Annotated in this window: 9 protein-coding genes, 2 tRNA genes and 1 rRNA gene; 9 read left to right on the top strand and 3 right to left on the bottom strand. The window is 40.9% G+C overall.

Annotation, left to right across the window (positions count from 1 at the left end; genetic code table 11):
* Positions 1–66 precede the first annotated feature (66 nt).
* The gene (locus AC0JIQ_RS15560; protein WP_474202156.1) at positions 67–2154 is read left to right on the top strand and encodes a TonB-dependent copper receptor; all 2088 of its coding nucleotides are present in this window, start codon (positions 67–69) and stop codon (positions 2152–2154) included.
* 47 nt (positions 2155–2201) lie between these two features.
* Here AC0JIQ_RS15560 and AC0JIQ_RS15555 read toward each other — a convergent pair whose 3' ends face one another.
* On the bottom strand, positions 2202–2963 hold the full coding sequence (locus tag AC0JIQ_RS15555; protein ID WP_288401017.1) for a hypothetical protein: 762 nt from the start codon (positions 2961–2963) through the stop codon (positions 2202–2204).
* Between the two features lie 314 nt (positions 2964–3277).
* Positions 3278–6772 (bottom strand): hybrid sensor histidine kinase/response regulator, encoded by a 3495-nt coding sequence (locus AC0JIQ_RS15550; RefSeq protein WP_474203281.1) that lies wholly within the window; start codon positions 6770–6772, stop codon positions 3278–3280.
* A gap of 184 nt (positions 6773–6956) precedes the next feature.
* On the opposite strand from AC0JIQ_RS15550, the gene AC0JIQ_RS15545 reads away from it, so the two are divergent.
* Complete coding sequence (locus AC0JIQ_RS15545) at positions 6957–7289, top strand: DUF485 domain-containing protein (protein ID WP_050041932.1); 333 nt, start codon at positions 6957–6959, stop codon at positions 7287–7289.
* Between the two features lies 1 nt (position 7290).
* Positions 7291–9006, top strand: coding sequence for a cation acetate symporter (locus AC0JIQ_RS15540; RefSeq protein ID WP_034602099.1), 1716 nt, complete (start codon positions 7291–7293; stop codon positions 9004–9006).
* A gap of 51 nt (positions 9007–9057) precedes the next feature.
* On the opposite strand, the gene AC0JIQ_RS15535 is transcribed toward AC0JIQ_RS15540, so the two are convergent.
* Positions 9058–10266, bottom strand: coding sequence for an oxygenase MpaB family protein (locus AC0JIQ_RS15535; RefSeq protein ID WP_474202155.1), 1209 nt, complete (start codon positions 10264–10266; stop codon positions 9058–9060).
* 85 nt (positions 10267–10351) lie between these two features.
* On the opposite strand from AC0JIQ_RS15535, the gene AC0JIQ_RS15530 reads away from it, so the two are divergent.
* The 6 genes from AC0JIQ_RS15530 to AC0JIQ_RS15505 all read left to right on the top strand — a co-directional run bounded on the left by AC0JIQ_RS15530 (position 10352) and on the right by AC0JIQ_RS15505 (position 16325).
* Positions 10352–10948, top strand: a complete 597-nt coding sequence (locus AC0JIQ_RS15530; protein WP_241307767.1) for a TetR/AcrR family transcriptional regulator — start codon at positions 10352–10354, stop codon at positions 10946–10948.
* 45 nt (positions 10949–10993) lie between these two features.
* Positions 10994–11689 carry an ion channel gene (locus AC0JIQ_RS15525; RefSeq protein WP_046739247.1) on the top strand — a complete coding sequence of 232 codons (696 nt, stop codon included), beginning with the start codon at positions 10994–10996 and terminating at the stop codon, positions 11687–11689.
* Positions 11690–11842: 153 nt separating this feature from the next.
* Complete coding sequence (locus AC0JIQ_RS15520; protein ID WP_474202154.1) at positions 11843–13819, top strand: BCCT family transporter; 1977 nt, start codon at positions 11843–11845, stop codon at positions 13817–13819.
* Positions 13820–14521: 702 nt separating this feature from the next.
* Positions 14522–16058: ribosomal RNA gene (locus AC0JIQ_RS15515) — 16S ribosomal RNA — on the top strand.
* Positions 16059–16117: 59 nt separating this feature from the next.
* Positions 16118–16194 (top strand) — tRNA-Ile (locus tag AC0JIQ_RS15510).
* 55 nt (positions 16195–16249) lie between these two features.
* A tRNA-Ala gene (locus AC0JIQ_RS15505) sits at positions 16250–16325 on the top strand.
* Positions 16326–16387 lie beyond the last annotated feature (62 nt).

The raw sequence follows: 16387 nt of genomic DNA, 5'->3' as shown, positions 1-16387 counted from the left end.
CGTCAATTTTATTAGGGTTTTCAAAACTCTAGCCTAGTTTTACTTATGTTTTAAGAGAGAGCAATCATGGCTCAAACTAAATTTTTATTACAGCCCCTTACGGTTGCGATTCTTGCTGCCTCGAATAGCACATTATTATGGGCAAATATGGATGTTCAGTCCGATAAAACCCCTGTTGTATTAGCACCTATTGTCGTTACAGCACAGCAGCCAAATGATGCAAATGGATTGATTATTCACGCTGATCCTAAGCAAGCAATTCAACCTATTCCTGCAACGGACGGTGCAGACTATTTACAAAATATTATGGGATTTAGTGCCATTAAAAATGGTGGAACGAATGGTGATGTGACATTCCGTGGCATGTTTGGTTCACGGATTAAAATGTTGGTTGATGGTAGTGAAAATTTAGGTGCGTGCCCGAATCGTATGGATGCACCAACTTCTTATATTCAGCCAGAAAGCTTCGATAAAATTACGGTGATTAAAGGACCGCAAACTGTTCAGTATGCAACGCCTGGTTCGGCTGCAACTGTCATTTTTCAGCGTCAACCTGAAAATCTTAGCAAAGAACAGCCTTATCGTGGCCAAGCCAGTGTTTTGATGGGTTCATATGGTCGTCTAGATCATAATATTGAAGCGGCAATTGGCGATGAAACCAAATATGCTCGTTTAAATGCCAATCGTTCTGTTGCAGATGATTACAAAGATGGCAACGATAAAAGTATTCATTCAAATTGGGAGCGCTGGAATACTGACTTGGCATTGGGTTGGAAGCCAACAGATGATTCTTGGTTAGAATTGCGTGCTGGTAAAGGTGATGGTGAGGCTGCCTACGCTGGTCGTAGCATGGATGGTTCGCAATTTAAACGAGAAAGCCTTGGACTACACGCTGAACAGAAAAATATTACAGAGGTGATCAAGAAAGTTGAAGCCCAAGTGGACTACAGCTATAACGATCATGTAATGGATAATTTTAGCTTACGTACGCCGCCAATGACGACCATGAATATGCACGGAATGAATATGACTGTGCCGGATAAAAGGTCGATGCGGGTTGATCGTCGTACTTTTAATACCCGTTTAGCTGTAACGACAGATTGGGATAAATTTAGCGTCATTTCAGGCGTAGATACGCAGCAGAATAAGCATGGTGGCGATATGGTGATGTATGCCATGCCGAAGATGAACATGCCTTATGCGAAAGACTTGAAGTTTCAATCTTATGGTGCATTTAGTGAGTGGACTTATGCGATTGATCAAGATCAAAAAGTCGTAGCAGGAGCGCGTGTCGATCAAGTCAAAATAGACAATCTGCAAAATGCGAAAAATCGTAAAGATACTGTACCAAGCGGTTTTATACGTCTAGAGAAAAATCTACCTGAGCATGGATTAAAAACTTATGCAGGTATAGGTTATGTAGAACGAACTCCTGATTTTTGGGAGTTGTATAGTACGTCGACAGATCGAGGCATCAGTTCAACAACCAAGGGTGTAACGACCTATCGTATGCTTGATAACTTAGACAATCTCAAAACTGAGCGTACGGCACAACTTGATCTTGGCTTCCAAGCTGAACATGGTGCTTGGAGTGCGTGGGCATCAGCTTATGCAGGTTTAATCAAAGATTTTATTTTGTTGGAATACAATACGCCAACGATGAGACAGCCATTGGCACGTAATGTTGATGCTACGATTGCGGGTGCTGAAGCAGGTTTAGGTTATCAATTCACTGATCATTTTCAAACGGATATTTCAACTATGTACGCTTGGGGAGAAAATACTTCGGATCATCGCGCATTACCACAAATTGCACCCTTAGAGGGTCGACTAAATTTACGCTATGTTGATGAAAAATATAGTTTAGGTCTATTGTGGCGTGCTGTTGCAAAACAAAATCGTATCAGTTTGAATGAGGGTAATGTGGTTGGTTATGACATGAATGAAAGTAAAGCATTCGATACCCTAGCTGTAAATGGAACTTATAAGCTAACTGATGCAGTCGATGTTTCAGTAGGGATTGATAACGTTTTAGATAAGGCTTATACAGAGCACTTAAATAAAGCAGGTGCGTCTATGTTTGGTTATGCTGCAAGTGAGCAGTTTAATAATATTGGACGTAACTACTGGATGCGGATGAGCATGAAGTTCTAGTAGACAATAAAAACAAGGTGGTAAATTCCACCTTGTTTTTTATAAATTTAAGCTAAACAATCTTGTTTTGGCATTAAGCTATCGCAGTACAATGGATTTAATGCACACTGCAAATCATCAATTTGTTCTTGAGTTACATAGTTTTTGGCGATGAGATATTCGGCGACGCGATCATCACGTAAACTTAAGAAAGCAGCGTCATACACACCTAAATCTACAAATAAAGCTGCTGTTTCAAGGCTATTAAAATGATCAAGAAAAACATCATTTTCGTGCATCAAAAAGATATGGGTTAGATTAGCAGTTGAATCTATATTTAATCGTTGAGCTAATTGTTCTGGGCGAGTTTTTATAAATAATAAATCTGATAGTTCATCGAACTGACTTTTATCCAGTTGATTTTCACCATCTTTGACATGACCTAACCATGCTTTAAAGACCAGCACGGCACCACCACGAAGTAGCATACTCCACATTTGATGACGAGTTTCATGATCCAAATGAGCGGATTCTGTTTCTAATACATCCAAGAATTTTTGTTCTTGTAACGCTAGCTTTTCAAATAGTCCTAGACCTTGTGGCTGATAAGCTGCTGGTGCAAATACATCAAAATTCAGCTCATGGAATACATTGAGGGCAAGGGGGACGGCTGCTTGATAAAGTGTATTCAATGCTTTTAGATGAGTATCATCTAAGTTGCTCTGTACAAAAATATTCTGCCAGTTAAGCTCTGGTAATAATGCATTTGCACTGTATTGGCGATAAAACTGTAACTCGTTATGCTCTGAAGTGGCTTGATTGCTATTCATGATCATGTCCTTTAATGGCGATTGTGTTAGAAACCTAAAACAGCAAAGACATAGGTTCTTATCATTTTGATCAATTTATGCGTTATTCAGAAAACAACTAGAATACGACTAAAGTTGTATATGCGGTTCTTATGGTAATATTTATTAATAAAAACAATACCTTAATTAATTGTAAGTAAGTGTACAAACGTTCACTAGTGTAAGTGAACGTTTTTGCCATAGCCAATAAATTTTTGAGCATTTTGGTCAATTTTTTGGCATTTCAGCACTCTTTTTTTGATGGTTTTTGCCTATGTTTCAAAATATTTTGCCACTTAGCTCATTGGCATAATTTTTAAACCAGAAAGCCAAGCACGTAATCCCGCAGGTTTGAGCGGTTTTTTCAATAGAACAATATTTTGCTGTTTTAAATATTGAGGCAATTCAGGATCAGAATCTGCTGTAATTAATGCGACTGGAATATGTGCAGGGCGATATTGTTCAATAAAATCTAAGCCGCGTTGATCATGATTTAAATGCTGATCGATTAACCACACTTGAATATCTTCTTGTTCAATTAGTTTTAGTGCTTCCGATGGCTCAGTTGCTGTAAAAATTTGATAGCCCCACTTACTTAATAAGGTTCGCATACCTTGTAAAATAGTTTCATCATTGTCTAAGCAAAGCACTTTATATGCTGTATGTTGCAGTGCGGTCACATGCGGTGTAGTCGCTTGAACTTTTGGTGCTTCGGCGAGCGGTACTTCGATCATAAAGCAAGAACCTTTGCCTAATTCTGAATAGACATGCACTGGGAAATCGAGCAGGCTCGTCATACGTTGAACAATCGCGAGACCAAGACCAAGTCCTTGTTCACCCCAAGGAGAGGTATGCCCGCAACGCTCAAATTCTTGGAATAATTTCACCCGTTGTTGTTCATTGATGCCAGGTCCTGTATCCCAAACACCGATTCGAATATGGTTTGGTCTTTGTGCAGAACGTAAAACACCAACAACGACACGACCTTGTGCTGTATAACGCAATGCATTACTAACGAAATTCTGAATAATTCGTCGCATCCATTGTGGGTCGGTATCAACCCAGAACTGAGTATCGTGTACAGACAGTTGAATATTACGCTGCGCTGCAATTGATTTGAATTGAAGTTCAAGATCACTCAATAAGTCATGTAATGAATACGCTTGGCGTTTTGGTTGGATCGTTCCACCTTCTAAACGGGCAATATCGAGTAGGGCAGAAAGCATGCTTTCAGCACCATAAAGTGCACGATCAAGTTGTTGTAAGGTTTGTTGATCTTCAGCTGAGCTGACACTCTGTTCTAATGCTGTACTGAACAAACGTGCTGCATGCATCGGTTGCAGTAAATCGTGACTGGCCGCTGCCAAAAATCGACTTTTAGATTGATTGGCTTTATCGGCTTGTTCACGGGCAAGTTGCTGTTCAGTCAGTGCATTTGCAAGCTGTTGAGTTCGATCACTCACTCTTTCTTCAAGAATCGCTTCATTTTCGCGGAACGCAGTAATATCGGCGAAGGTTGTGACGAATCCTCCACCCTCAATAGGATTACCGCGCATTTGAATGACCAAGCCATCTTTACGAATACGTTCAAATTCATGGGCGCTACCGACTTTCATCCAGTGAATTCGTTTACGGACATGTTCTTCAACTGAACCGGGTCCACATTCTCCACGTTCTGCGTTATATCGAATTAAATCTGCAATTGGACAACCGACATAAACGAGGTCTTTAGGATAATCAAATAAGGTAAGATATTGATTATTCCATGCAACCAAACACATATTCTTATCAACAACACTTACCCCTTGAGTCATGTGGTCGATCATGGTCATCAACAGGTTTTGGTTAAAGCGTTGCCATTGTGAAGCTTGATCGAGAATATTCGCGACTTGTCCTAATGCTAATCCATTATTAATCATGGCGGTGGTGAGCAAAGTACGTGCTGATGCAGCACCAATAATGCCTGCCAAGTATTGTTCAGTGAAGCGCCACCACATGCCATTTGCAACATGATTTTCATTGAGCACGACATGATTTTGTTCACAAAATTGCTGGAACGCTTGTGTGGTAGGACGATCACCTGTAATACGTTTAGCCAGAGCCAATAAATCGCCAACTTTGAGCCGCGCTGCATTTTGCGGTAAATCGGTTAAATCAAGGTTTGTCTGGGTAGAGGGTAAAGGTTTACTTTCATAGTAGAAAAAGCTTTCAGCCTGAATCTGTTCAGCAACACTTGGGCGATACAAACGAGAACCCCAAATATAGCAAATAATATTCAGCCCCAAAGACCACATGACACCATGGGTCAATGGTGCAAAAGATTCAAAACCAAGTAAAGCTTCTGGACGTAAGCTATTAATATCGAAAGGTCCAAACAATAATAAATGTTGTGCGAACGCTTGATATTGTTCTGGGAGACTACGTAACAAAGTAGGAAATAATAGTGTGTAGCTCCACATTATAAAGCCTACAATCAGACCGACGTAGACACCTTGACGGCTTGCACCACGCCAATATAAACCACCGATGAGGGCTGGCGAAAATTGCGCAACTGCGCTAAAAGCCAATAGGCCAAATACTGATAATTGATTAATGTCATTAAAAAAGTGGAAGAATAAAAAACCCAGTAACATCACACTGATAATACTAATTCTTCGAGTCAGTTTGAGTACTTTTGGTAATTGTTGATCGTGTCGAGAGATAATCTTAAAGTGCCATAAAGCAGGCATAATTAAATCATTACTGAGCATGATAGAAAGTGCGACTGAGGCAACCAGTAACATACCTGTTGAAGCAGAGAAACCACCTAAAAAAGCGAGTAATGCCAACCAATCTTGCTGATAACTTAGAGGGAGAGCCAATACCGCAATATCAGGTGTACCTAATGTATCAGGAAGCGAGTGTAAGGCCCAACTGGCGATAGGAATAATCGCCATAATTGTTAAAATTAAATAAGCTGCAAACCAGCGTCTGGCCCCACGAATATGTTTTTCATCACGTAATTCGACTACGGCAACATGAAACTGTCGTGGTAAACAAATCATAGCTAGCGCAGCAAGTAAGGTTTGTACCCAGAAGGTTTCAGGAACCCCTAATTGTTGCAAATCTTGAAAATGTTGAGTGACATCATTGCTGACTTGTTTGATATTTTCGGGGGATTGAAATAAGAAAAAAACGGCAACACTGAGTAACGCAAACAGTTTCACAAAAGATTCAAAAGCGACTGCAAGCATTAAGCCGCCGTGCTGTTCAGTATGTGCAATATGCCGCGTGCCAAAAATCATAGCCAAAATCGCAAGTACTGCTGTAAGTAATAACACACTATTTGTGGTGGTATGAACATGTGCATTCTGTTCGAGTACAACGGAGGCACTCAATGCAATCGCTCTTAATTGCAAAGCGAGATAAGGGATAATTGCAATAACTGCGAGAATAGTGACTAAGGCTGCGAGACTACCGCTTTTGCCGTATCGTGCAGCAACGAAATCGGCAATTGAAGAAATGGCATGATGCTGACGAATCCGTCCTAACCGTTTCCAAATGTCATAACCAAACCAAATAAAAAGTAATGGCCCTAAATAAATTGGTAAGAAAATAATACCTTCACGGACAGCTGCACCTGTTGCGCCGTAAAATGTCCAAGATGAGCAATATACGCCTAAAGTTAAGCTGAACATCAACATACGACCACGTGTGCTTAAGCGACTGGCATGTTTTTCTCCAAAAAAAGCACAGCCGAATAACAGCGCGATATATAGGGCAAGTACCCCAATAATAAGCCAATTGTTCATATTGCTCACGTGATCAAACTCCATTTTCTATCATACCCGAAGCATCGAAAGGGTTATGAGCAGAGATTTGTATTTAGAGACCAAAGTCTAAGTTACGAGTCAAGCATAATCTTGTTAATTTAAATAATGAAAAATCCCTAGTAAAAAGGGGTCCACGGCTGGACACAAAAATAAGGAGTTAATTATGGATGACTCACAGGTAGAACGCATTCTACACAATCCAAAGTTTCAAGAAATGGTCAGCAAAAAACGTACATTAAGTTGGACATTAACAGCAATCATGTTGTTTATCTATGTCGGATTTATGCTTTTAGTTGGCTATAACAAAGAGTTCCTAGCAAGTTCTTTTAGTGGTGGTGTAACAACTTGGGGCATGCCCCTCGGTTTAGGCATTATCGTGCTGTCATTTTTATTGTGTGGTGTCTATTCATACATCGCCAATAATACACTTGATCAGCTGAATGAAGAGGCTCTCAAGGAAGTTGAGGCAATCACACATGAAAAAGGGATGCACTGAGATGAAAGGGACGTCATTCAAAGCGAAACTGTTCGCGCTTGCAAGCCTATGTTGTTCTCACGTTGCATTTGCTAGCCCTGATTTAGGTGCAGCAGAGCAACAGGCAACAAACTGGCATGCAATCATCATGTTCACCATTTTTGTTGGTTTCACTTTGTTTATTACTAAGTGGGCAGCAAAACAAACCACGAATACAGCTGATTTCTATACCGCAGGTGGTGGAATTAGTGGCTTCCAAAATGGTTTAGCGATTGCTGGTGACTATATGTCAGCCGCATCGTTCCTCGGTATTTCAGCACTTGTGTTCAGTTCAGGCTTTGATGGTTTGCTCTATTCACTTGGTTTCATGGTCGGTTGGCCAATCGTACTTTTCCTTGTTGCTGAACGTTTACGTAACTTAGGTAAATATAATCTTTCTGATGTAGTTTCTTTCCGTTTGGAAGAAAAACCAGTTCGTACCTTAGCTGCATTAAGTTCTTTAGTTGTGGTTGCATTTTATCTGATTGCTCAAATGGTAGGAGCAGGTCAGTTAATCAAATTACTTTTTGGTTTGAACTATAATATTGCGGTGGTAATCGTCGGTTTGTTGATGATGGCATACGTAATTTTTGGTGGTATGTTAGCAACCACTTGGGTACAAATCATTAAAGCCGTAATGTTACTCAGTGGCGCAACATTCATGGCATTCATGGTGATGAAAGCTGTTGGCTTTAGTTTCTCAAACATGTTCAATCAAGCGATTGGTGTGTATAGCCAATCTCACAGCATTAGCTGGGATGAAGCTGCAAAAATTATGGGGCCGGGTAAATTGGCTGCAAACCCGATTGATGCGTTATCACTTGGTCTTGCATTAATGTTTGGTACAGCAGGCTTACCACATATCTTAATGCGCTTCTTCACTGTTAAAGATGCTAAAGAAGCTCGTAAATCAGTTGTAGTTGCAACAGGTTTCATTGGTTACTTCTATCTATTAACTTTCATCATTGGTTTCGGTGCGATCTTATTCGTTTCAAACAACCCTCAGTTCCTTGATGTTGCTAAAGCAGCGGTAACAGGTAAATTAGAGTTGGTTGGTGGTAACAACATGGCTGCGGTTCACTTAAGTGATGCAGTTGGTGGCGACTTGTTCATGGGCTTCATTTCAGCAGTTGCATTTGCAACAATCCTTGCTGTAGTGGCTGGCTTAACACTTTCAGGTGCTTCAGCGATTTCACATGACTTATATGCAAACGTATTCAAAAAAGGTCAAACTACGCCTCAATCCGAATTACGTATGTCAAAAATTGCGACTTTAGGTCTAGCAATCTTTGCCATGATTCTAGGGATTTTGTTCGAAAAACAAAACGTTGCGTTCATGGTTGGTTTGGCATTCTCAGTTGCATGTTGTGCAAACTTCCCGGTACTCGTATTGTCTATGTTCTGGAAAGGTTTAACGACTCGTGGTGCAGTAATTGGTGGTATTGTTGGTCTAGTGACTGCTGTAACCTTGATCATTCTTTCTAAAGCAGTTTGGGTTGACACGTTGAAAATTTCAGATACCGCAGTGAATCCATTCAATGGTCCTGCAATTTTCGCGATGCCATTATCTTTCCTTTGCTGTTGGTTCTTCTCAGTAACTGATAAAACTGCGCGTGCAGAGAAAGAGCGTAAAGCGTTCGATGCTCAGTTTGTTCGTTCACAAACAGGTATTGGTATCTCTGGTGCATCTGATCACTAAGTAGATCGAATCCTAAAAATTAAAGCCCTCAACATTTGAGGGCTTTTTCTATTATTGATGCATACTGGCCAGTTGTTGCGCTTGATTACGATAGAGTGACAAACCGATTCGTTGCAAATGCCGCCCTTTTTCTTCAAGCAGTTGATTTAATTTGGGGATATGTTTGGCACCTGTATAGAGCGCGAGATTTCGGCCAATTAAATAATAAGCAAACCATGAGGCTGACTGTGGTGCTAAACCCAATTTCTGCATTTTCTTACGACCAATAAAGAACTGGGTAATTTCGAGGTGTTGCTTATAGGCGAGTTTTTGCTGAAAAGAGCGTAGATAACGATATTTCCGTTCAAAGGGTTCTTTGGAAAGACTAGATCCCAGAGAAATACTGCTCTCATCAGATTGAGGATGTGCAAACTGCATCCAGTACATGAGTTTCCAGCCATCAGCTTCATTATCCACTAACCATTTTTCATCAACGCCCATCAACCAGCCCGCATATTTCCAAAAATGTAAAAAACTATCAATCTCTTGTGCGCTAGGGAAAATTCCCAATGCCCTGATACCAATCAATACCACACCACTAAAGGCAATATTGGTCATTGCTTGATCATATTGGTTAATAGGTAGCCCCCAAGTCTCGGTATCCCATTTCTCAGATTTTTGTAATTGATAGCGTACGAGTGAATGAATGAAGCGCACAAAAATAGTAGAGGTGAAGCCTTTGCTAAAACGTTCAAAACCATCTTGCTCAGTGATATCGACCCACCATTTAGTTGTTTCGGCTAAGCGTGTTCCTGCCTGTTTTTTTAATGCACCTGTCAGGACTAGAGGTTGATTAAAACCAGGGTACAAATAACCTGTCATTAGCGATAGATCTCGTAGAATCAGTCCGTTATTGATGCCTAGGCGATAGGTAAATTTAAGTGCTTGATCGACTTTGGCTTGCTCATACCAATCAGGTTTTTGTTCCACTAACTGGAAGAAGGCAGTCAGTTCAGCAATCTCATGTGGTAATTTCTCAAGGCCTTCATAGAGAGCGGTTTCAAAGTACTTACGATGCTGTTTTGGATTCTGGAGCACCCATAGCAGCAATTGATCCATGGGTTCATCACCACTTTGCAGGGCGGTATTCAGTGTCTGATACTCTTCATAGCTTGGTTGTACCTGTTGATGGGTCATATAACTCAGAATTTTGGTTTTGATATTTGATTGAATCATGTCTTCAAACGCTGCTAAGCGTTTAGGTTTAATGATGCTTTGCATTGTAGAAAGCCTTTGAATGTTATTTAATCAAAGCTTAATATGAATAAATATTCGTATTCAATTCGCGTTTTAATAAAGGCTGAACATGAGAAAAAGACCCCAGCAGCAACGTGCAAAAATGATCGTCGAAAGTATTCTGGAGGGAACGCAAAAATGTATTTCTGAATATGGTGTATTACAATTAACAACACCTAAAATTTCTGAAAAATCAGGGGTAAGTGTCGGATCAATTTATCAATATTTTGAAAATAAAGAACAGATTGTTGCTGAACTATTGTTACGTAAAAGCGAAAATTTAGGGCAAGCACTAAAGCAGTTAGTGATGCTCCAACAACAAACAGCTATTCAAGACATCATCACATTATGTATCGCTTTTGGTTTTGAATCATTGAAATCGGATCATGGTTTCTTTATCGAAATCTTAAAAAATTGGCATGCCTATAGTGATTCAGAAGCGGCACAAGTATTAGAGCAGCATTTCTTAGAAGTGGGTATGTACTTATTTGGACGTTACTACCCCCATTGGGATTTTGAGACTTTAAAACATAAGTCTTTTGTGATTATTAACAGTACTTTATTTACCATGATGCGTTATGCCAGTAAAAATACCTTTTTAATTGAAGAACAACGTTTGCAACAAGAACTCTCTAAAATGATTGTTGCCTTTTTAGATACGGTGTGATGCCATTAACTTAATGAAAATCATAACAATCACAAGGAAAACAACATGCAAAGCTTAAAACAATTTTGGGGCAGTTTTCGTTTATTACCTTCTGCGTGGTTGTTGTTGGTGCAATTGGCATTATTAGTTATGGCGATGTTGACTTATGGAGATAGTGAATATCGCGCCTTAACTTGGTCCCTAGGGGTTTTAGCTCTCTTAATTATTGCTAAGGTCATTCGCCAAACACCAGTATTCACATTTTGGGGCTTAATCTTTGTCAGTGGCGCTTTTCTGTTTTCAATTTTAATTTTTATTGGCTATGACAATTCGACAATCCAAATCATCGCTTATAGTTTTGAAGCATTAGCATATTTTTATGCGGCTTATGGATTATTACGTTATATGTTTGCAGATCGTTATCTCACCAAAGATGAATTATTTGCTGCAGGCGCAGTTTTTACTCTCATCGCTTGGGCATTCGCCTTTTTATATAGTATTTGCCAGTTGCTTTTACCCAATAGTTTTCAAAACCCAAATCAGCCACAAGATTTACAAGTTTGGCTCGATTTATTATTTCTGAGTTTTAGTCTGCAATCAGCAACGGGTTTATCTGATTTGATGCCAATTAGTCCAGCCGCTAGAGTATTAACCATGCTACAAATGTTTGGTGGGGTGATGTATCTCGCTGTCGTGGTTTCTCGATTAATTGCATTGCAATATATTGCCCATTTGCCTAAGCAATCGAGCGATAAAGAATAAATACAGTTACAGCATTACAACTGCTATATTTTTCACATTTTTTATAATTTATATCGAGTTTTTGCAAAATTTAAACTCGCTTTTGTTCACATTGTGAATGTCTTATTTGACCCTTAGGGTCTGTCATTATCATTAAAAAAATATGGGGGAATTATGCCTTCCAAGCCGTCTTCACAATTTGCGAATGTGAATCCAAACGTGTTTTTAAGCACGGTGATTATCATTGCAATTTTTATCGCAATCGTTGTAATCGCACCCAGTTCATTTGAATTTCTCACCCAACAGTTAAAGCAATCGATTACAGATTCTTTTAGCTGGTTTTATGTTTTATCTGTCGCTATTTTTCTGCTTTTACTCATTTATATTGCCTGTTCTGCCAGTGGAAAAATCAAGTTAGGACCCGATCATAGCCAACCTGAATATAGCAATGGTTCGTGGTTTGCTATGCTGTTTACTGCAGGTATGGGCATCGGTTTGATGTTCTTCGGTGTGGCTGAACCTGTGATGCACTATGTCAGCCCACCGAGTGGTGATCCTGAAAGTATCGCATCTGCACAACAAGCCTTAAGGATTACCTTTTTCCACTGGGGTTTACATGCATGGGCAATTTACGCCGTGGTCGGATTGGCTTTGGCCTATTTTGCTTATCGTCATAATCTGCCGTTAAAAACCCGTTCAGCCTTATACCCTATTATTGGTAAGAAGATTTATGGTCCTTGGGGCGATAGTATTGATACCTTTGCCACCATTGGTACGGTTTTTGGGGTAGCGACCTCTTTAGGTTTTGGTGTGACGCAAATCAATTCAGGTTTGCATTATCTCTTTGGGATTGAACAAAGCAGCAATGTTCAGGTGATCCTGATTATTTTTGTCAGTGCTTTGGCATCCATGTCGGTATTTTTAGGTCTAGATAAAGGGGTAAAACGTCTCTCCGAACTGAATTTGATTCTAGCTTTGGTGTTATTGGCCTTTGTGTTTATTGCGGGTCCAAGTATTTATTTGCTGCAAACCACCATTCAAAATATGGGGTCGTACATGTCGAATCTATTTGGCATGACTTTTAATCTCTACGCCTACCAACCGAATGGTTGGATTGGCGGTTGGACCATTATGTATTGGGCTTGGTGGATTTCATGGTCGCCATTTGTAGGTATGTTTATTGCCCGTGTATCGCGCGGCCGAACCATCCGTGAGTTTATTGTCGGTGTGTTATTGATCCCGACAGGTTTTACCATCATCTGGATGGGCTTTTTAGGTAATGCTGCACTGTTTAGCATTATGCAGGAGCATAATGTAAGTTTGCTTCATGCCGTGCAAACGGATTCATCAGTTGCTTTATTTGAGTTTTTGAATCATTTGCCATTTTCGGGTGTGATGAGTTTAATGGCGACCGTATTGGTGATGCTTTTCTTTGTGACCTCAGCAGATTCGGGTGCTTTGGTTACCGATTATCTCACCGCTAAAACCGAAAACTCTCCAACATGGCAAAGACTGTTTTGGACGGTGTTGATGGCAGCATTGGCCATTATCCTATTGTTGGTTGGTGGTCTATCGGCATTGCAATCTTCTATTATTATGAGTGCATTGCCTTTTACTTTTATTATGTTGCTGATGAGTTGGGGCTTACTCAAAGCCTTAAAGCTAGATGTCACTAAGATGAAAGCCATTCAGGAAGCGCGTATTACCCCGCGTGCCATTAATAATCCAAGGAGTTGGCAGCAGCGTTTAGGTTTAATCATGCATTATCCGCATACTGAAACTGAAGTTCAGCACTATATCGACACGCAAGTTCGTAAGGCTTTTGAAAGTATTCAGCGTGAATTCAAACGCCGTCACTTGGAAGTGGAGATTCGTGAAATCGAAAATGGTCTGCAATTGCATGTCGATCATCACCATGAAATTAACTTTACCTATAAAGTGGTTTCGCATGCCACTGTCCCACCTAGCTTTATGTTAGGGCGGGCAGAGGAAGATGAGGCCAATTACTTCCAAGCAGAAGTCTTTTTAAGAGAAGGTGGACAAAACTATGATGTGATGGATTGGACGCAAGAAGATTTAATCCAAGACATTATTGATCAATATGAACGTCATCTATACTTCCTAAATATTGTGAGAGGCACAACTTCTTAATCGAAATGCTGACTGCAATATTGAAAACAACGGTTTTGAGCGTATCAAAGCCGTTGTTTTTATTTGGATGAGTGTATTTTAAGCATGAAGAGGATGCAGGAAAGGCTTTTAGCGAAGTGGGGTGGCTAAAATAAAAGCTAAATATAAAAATAAAGTTGTTTTTCCGCTGATAATTAAAGCGTGTTTATTAAAAAATCATTAAATTACAGATGTTTACGTTGTTTAAATTCATTTTTAAGATAATTAATAAATTTTAAATTATATAAATCAGTGAATTAGATGAGTTAAAGTTTAAAAATAAAACAACCGAATAATTTAATTTTTAAAAATGCTTGCACCTAGTCTGAAATGCTGTAGAATGCACATCCATCGGCGGTGATGCAGATAAAAACTTGTTGAGAAACAAGGATTTGGCTAGATTGGTTGGGTTCTTGGATTGATTGATAGGTTTTAAAAATATCTAAATTACCTGTTGACTTTAAGATAAATTAGAGTAACATAGCCGACCTAGCTTGATGATGACGAATCATCAAGAAGATCATTAAGAGAATAGAAGAACAACTTGTGTGGATTTTTACTGGTTGATCGATCGAAAATATTTCATTGATTGAATGGTAGAAATTTCTCGAAGTTTATTTGAGCGAATTTTTAGTCAGAAAATTGATGAGCCAAGATTTGTAGCCATAAGCTACTAATGATTTTAAACTGAAGAGTTTGATCATGGCTCAGATTGAACGCTGGCGGCAGGCTTAACACATGCAAGTCGAGCGGAGATGAGGTGCTTGCACCTTATCTTAGCGGCGGACGGGTGAGTAATGCTTAGGAATCTGCCATTTAGTGGGGGACAACATTCCGAAAGGAATGCTAATACCGCATACGTCCTACGGGAGAAAGCAGGGGATCTTCGGACCTTGCGCTAAATGATGAGCCTAAGTCGGATTAGCTAGTTGGTGGGGTAAAGGCCTACCAAGGCGACGATCTGTAGCGGGTCTGAGAGGATGATCCGCCACACTGGGACTGAGACACGGCCCAGACTCCTACGGGAGGCAGCAGTGGGGAATATTGGACAATGGGCGGAAGCCTGATCCAGCCATGCCGCGTGTGTGAAGAAGGCCTTTTGGTTGTAAAGCACTTTAAGCGAGGAGGAGGCTACTAGTACTAATACTACTGGATAGTGGACGTTACTCGCAGAATAAGCACCGGCTAACTCTGTGCCAGCAGCCGCGGTAATACAGAGGGTGCGAGCGTTAATCGGATTTACTGGGCGTAAAGCGTGCGTAGGCGGCTTTTTAAGTCGGATGTGAAATCCCCGAGCTTAACTTGGGAATTGCATTCGATACTGGGAAGCTAGAGTATGGGAGAGGATGGTAGAATTCCAGGTGTAGCGGTGAAATGCGTAGAGATCTGGAGGAATACCGATGGCGAAGGCAGCCATCTGGCCTAATACTGACGCTGAGGTACGAAAGCATGGGGAGCAAACAGGATTAGATACCCTGGTAGTCCATGCCGTAAACGATGTCTACTAGCCGTTGGGGCCTTTGAGGCTTTAGTGGCGCAGCTAACGCGATAAGTAGACCGCCTGGGGAGTACGGTCGCAAGACTAAAACTCAAATGAATTGACGGGGGCCCGCACAAGCGGTGGAGCATGTGGTTTAATTCGATGCAACGCGAAGAACCTTACCTGGCCTTGACATACTAGAAACTTTCCAGAGATGGATTGGTGCCTTCGGGAATCTAGATACAGGTGCTGCATGGCTGTCGTCAGCTCGTGTCGTGAGATGTTGGGTTAAGTCCCGCAACGAGCGCAACCCTTTTCCTTACTTGCCAGCATTTCGGATGGGAACTTTAAGGATACTGCCAGTGACAAACTGGAGGAAGGCGGGGACGACGTCAAGTCATCATGGCCCTTACGGCCAGGGCTACACACGTGCTACAATGGTCGGTACAAAGGGTTGCTACCTAGCGATAGGATGCTAATCTCAAAAAGCCGATCGTAGTCCGGATTGGAGTCTGCAACTCGACTCCATGAAGTCGGAATCGCTAGTAATCGCGGATCAGAATGCCGCGGTGAATACGTTCCCGGGCCTTGTACACACCGCCCGTCACACCATGGGAGTTTGTTGCACCAGAAGTAGGTAGTCTAACCGCAAGGAGGACGCTTACCACGGTGTGGCCGATGACTGGGGTGAAGTCGTAACAAGGTAGCCGTAGGGGAACCTGCGGCTGGATCACCTCCTTAACGAAAGATTGGTGACTGGTAAGAATCCACAACAAGTTGTTCTTCGAAGATGTATCTGAGGGTCTGTAGCTCAGTTGGTTAGAGCACACGCTTGATAAGCGTGGGGTCACAAGTTCAAGTCTTGTCAGACCCACCAAATCTGATTGTAGTAGCTTAGATTGAAAGATATGTCGTTCATTAAGTGATAAGCTGGGGACTTAGCTTAGTTGGTAGAGCGCCTGCTTTGCACGCAGGAGGTCAGGAGTTCGACTCTCCTAGTCTCCACCATGAATTAAAAGAGTTTGTAAAAACGAACTTAATTCAAAGCTAAGAAGATTATAGAGTTTAGT

The organism is Acinetobacter sp. FB (assembly GCF_056033405.1).
Note: the sequence above shows the minus strand (reverse complement) of the source record. Positions and strands in the feature narration are given on the sequence as shown.

What these genes read in the sequence shown, in the direction of transcription:
- AC0JIQ_RS15540 (WP_034602099.1), top strand. Translation starts at nt 7,291, where the DNA reads ATGAAAGGGACGTCATTCAAAGCGAAACTGTTCGCGCTTGCAAGCCTA.
- AC0JIQ_RS15560 (WP_474202156.1), top strand. Translation starts at nt 67, where the DNA reads ATGGCTCAAACTAAATTTTTATTACAGCCCCTTACGGTTGCGATTCTT.
- AC0JIQ_RS15520 (WP_474202154.1), top strand. Translation starts at nt 11,843, where the DNA reads ATGCCTTCCAAGCCGTCTTCACAATTTGCGAATGTGAATCCAAACGTG.
- AC0JIQ_RS15535 (WP_474202155.1), bottom strand. Translation starts at nt 10,266, where the DNA reads ATGCAAAGCATCATTAAACCTAAACGCTTAGCAGCGTTTGAAGACATG.
- AC0JIQ_RS15530 (WP_241307767.1), top strand. Translation starts at nt 10,352, where the DNA reads ATGAGAAAAAGACCCCAGCAGCAACGTGCAAAAATGATCGTCGAAAGT.
- AC0JIQ_RS15545 (WP_050041932.1), top strand. Translation starts at nt 6,957, where the DNA reads ATGGATGACTCACAGGTAGAACGCATTCTACACAATCCAAAGTTTCAA.
- AC0JIQ_RS15550 (WP_474203281.1), bottom strand. Translation starts at nt 6,772, where the DNA reads ATGAACAATTGGCTTATTATTGGGGTACTTGCCCTATATATCGCGCTG.
- AC0JIQ_RS15555 (WP_288401017.1), bottom strand. Translation starts at nt 2,963, where the DNA reads ATGAATAGCAATCAAGCCACTTCAGAGCATAACGAGTTACAGTTTTAT.
- AC0JIQ_RS15525 (WP_046739247.1), top strand. Translation starts at nt 10,994, where the DNA reads ATGCAAAGCTTAAAACAATTTTGGGGCAGTTTTCGTTTATTACCTTCT.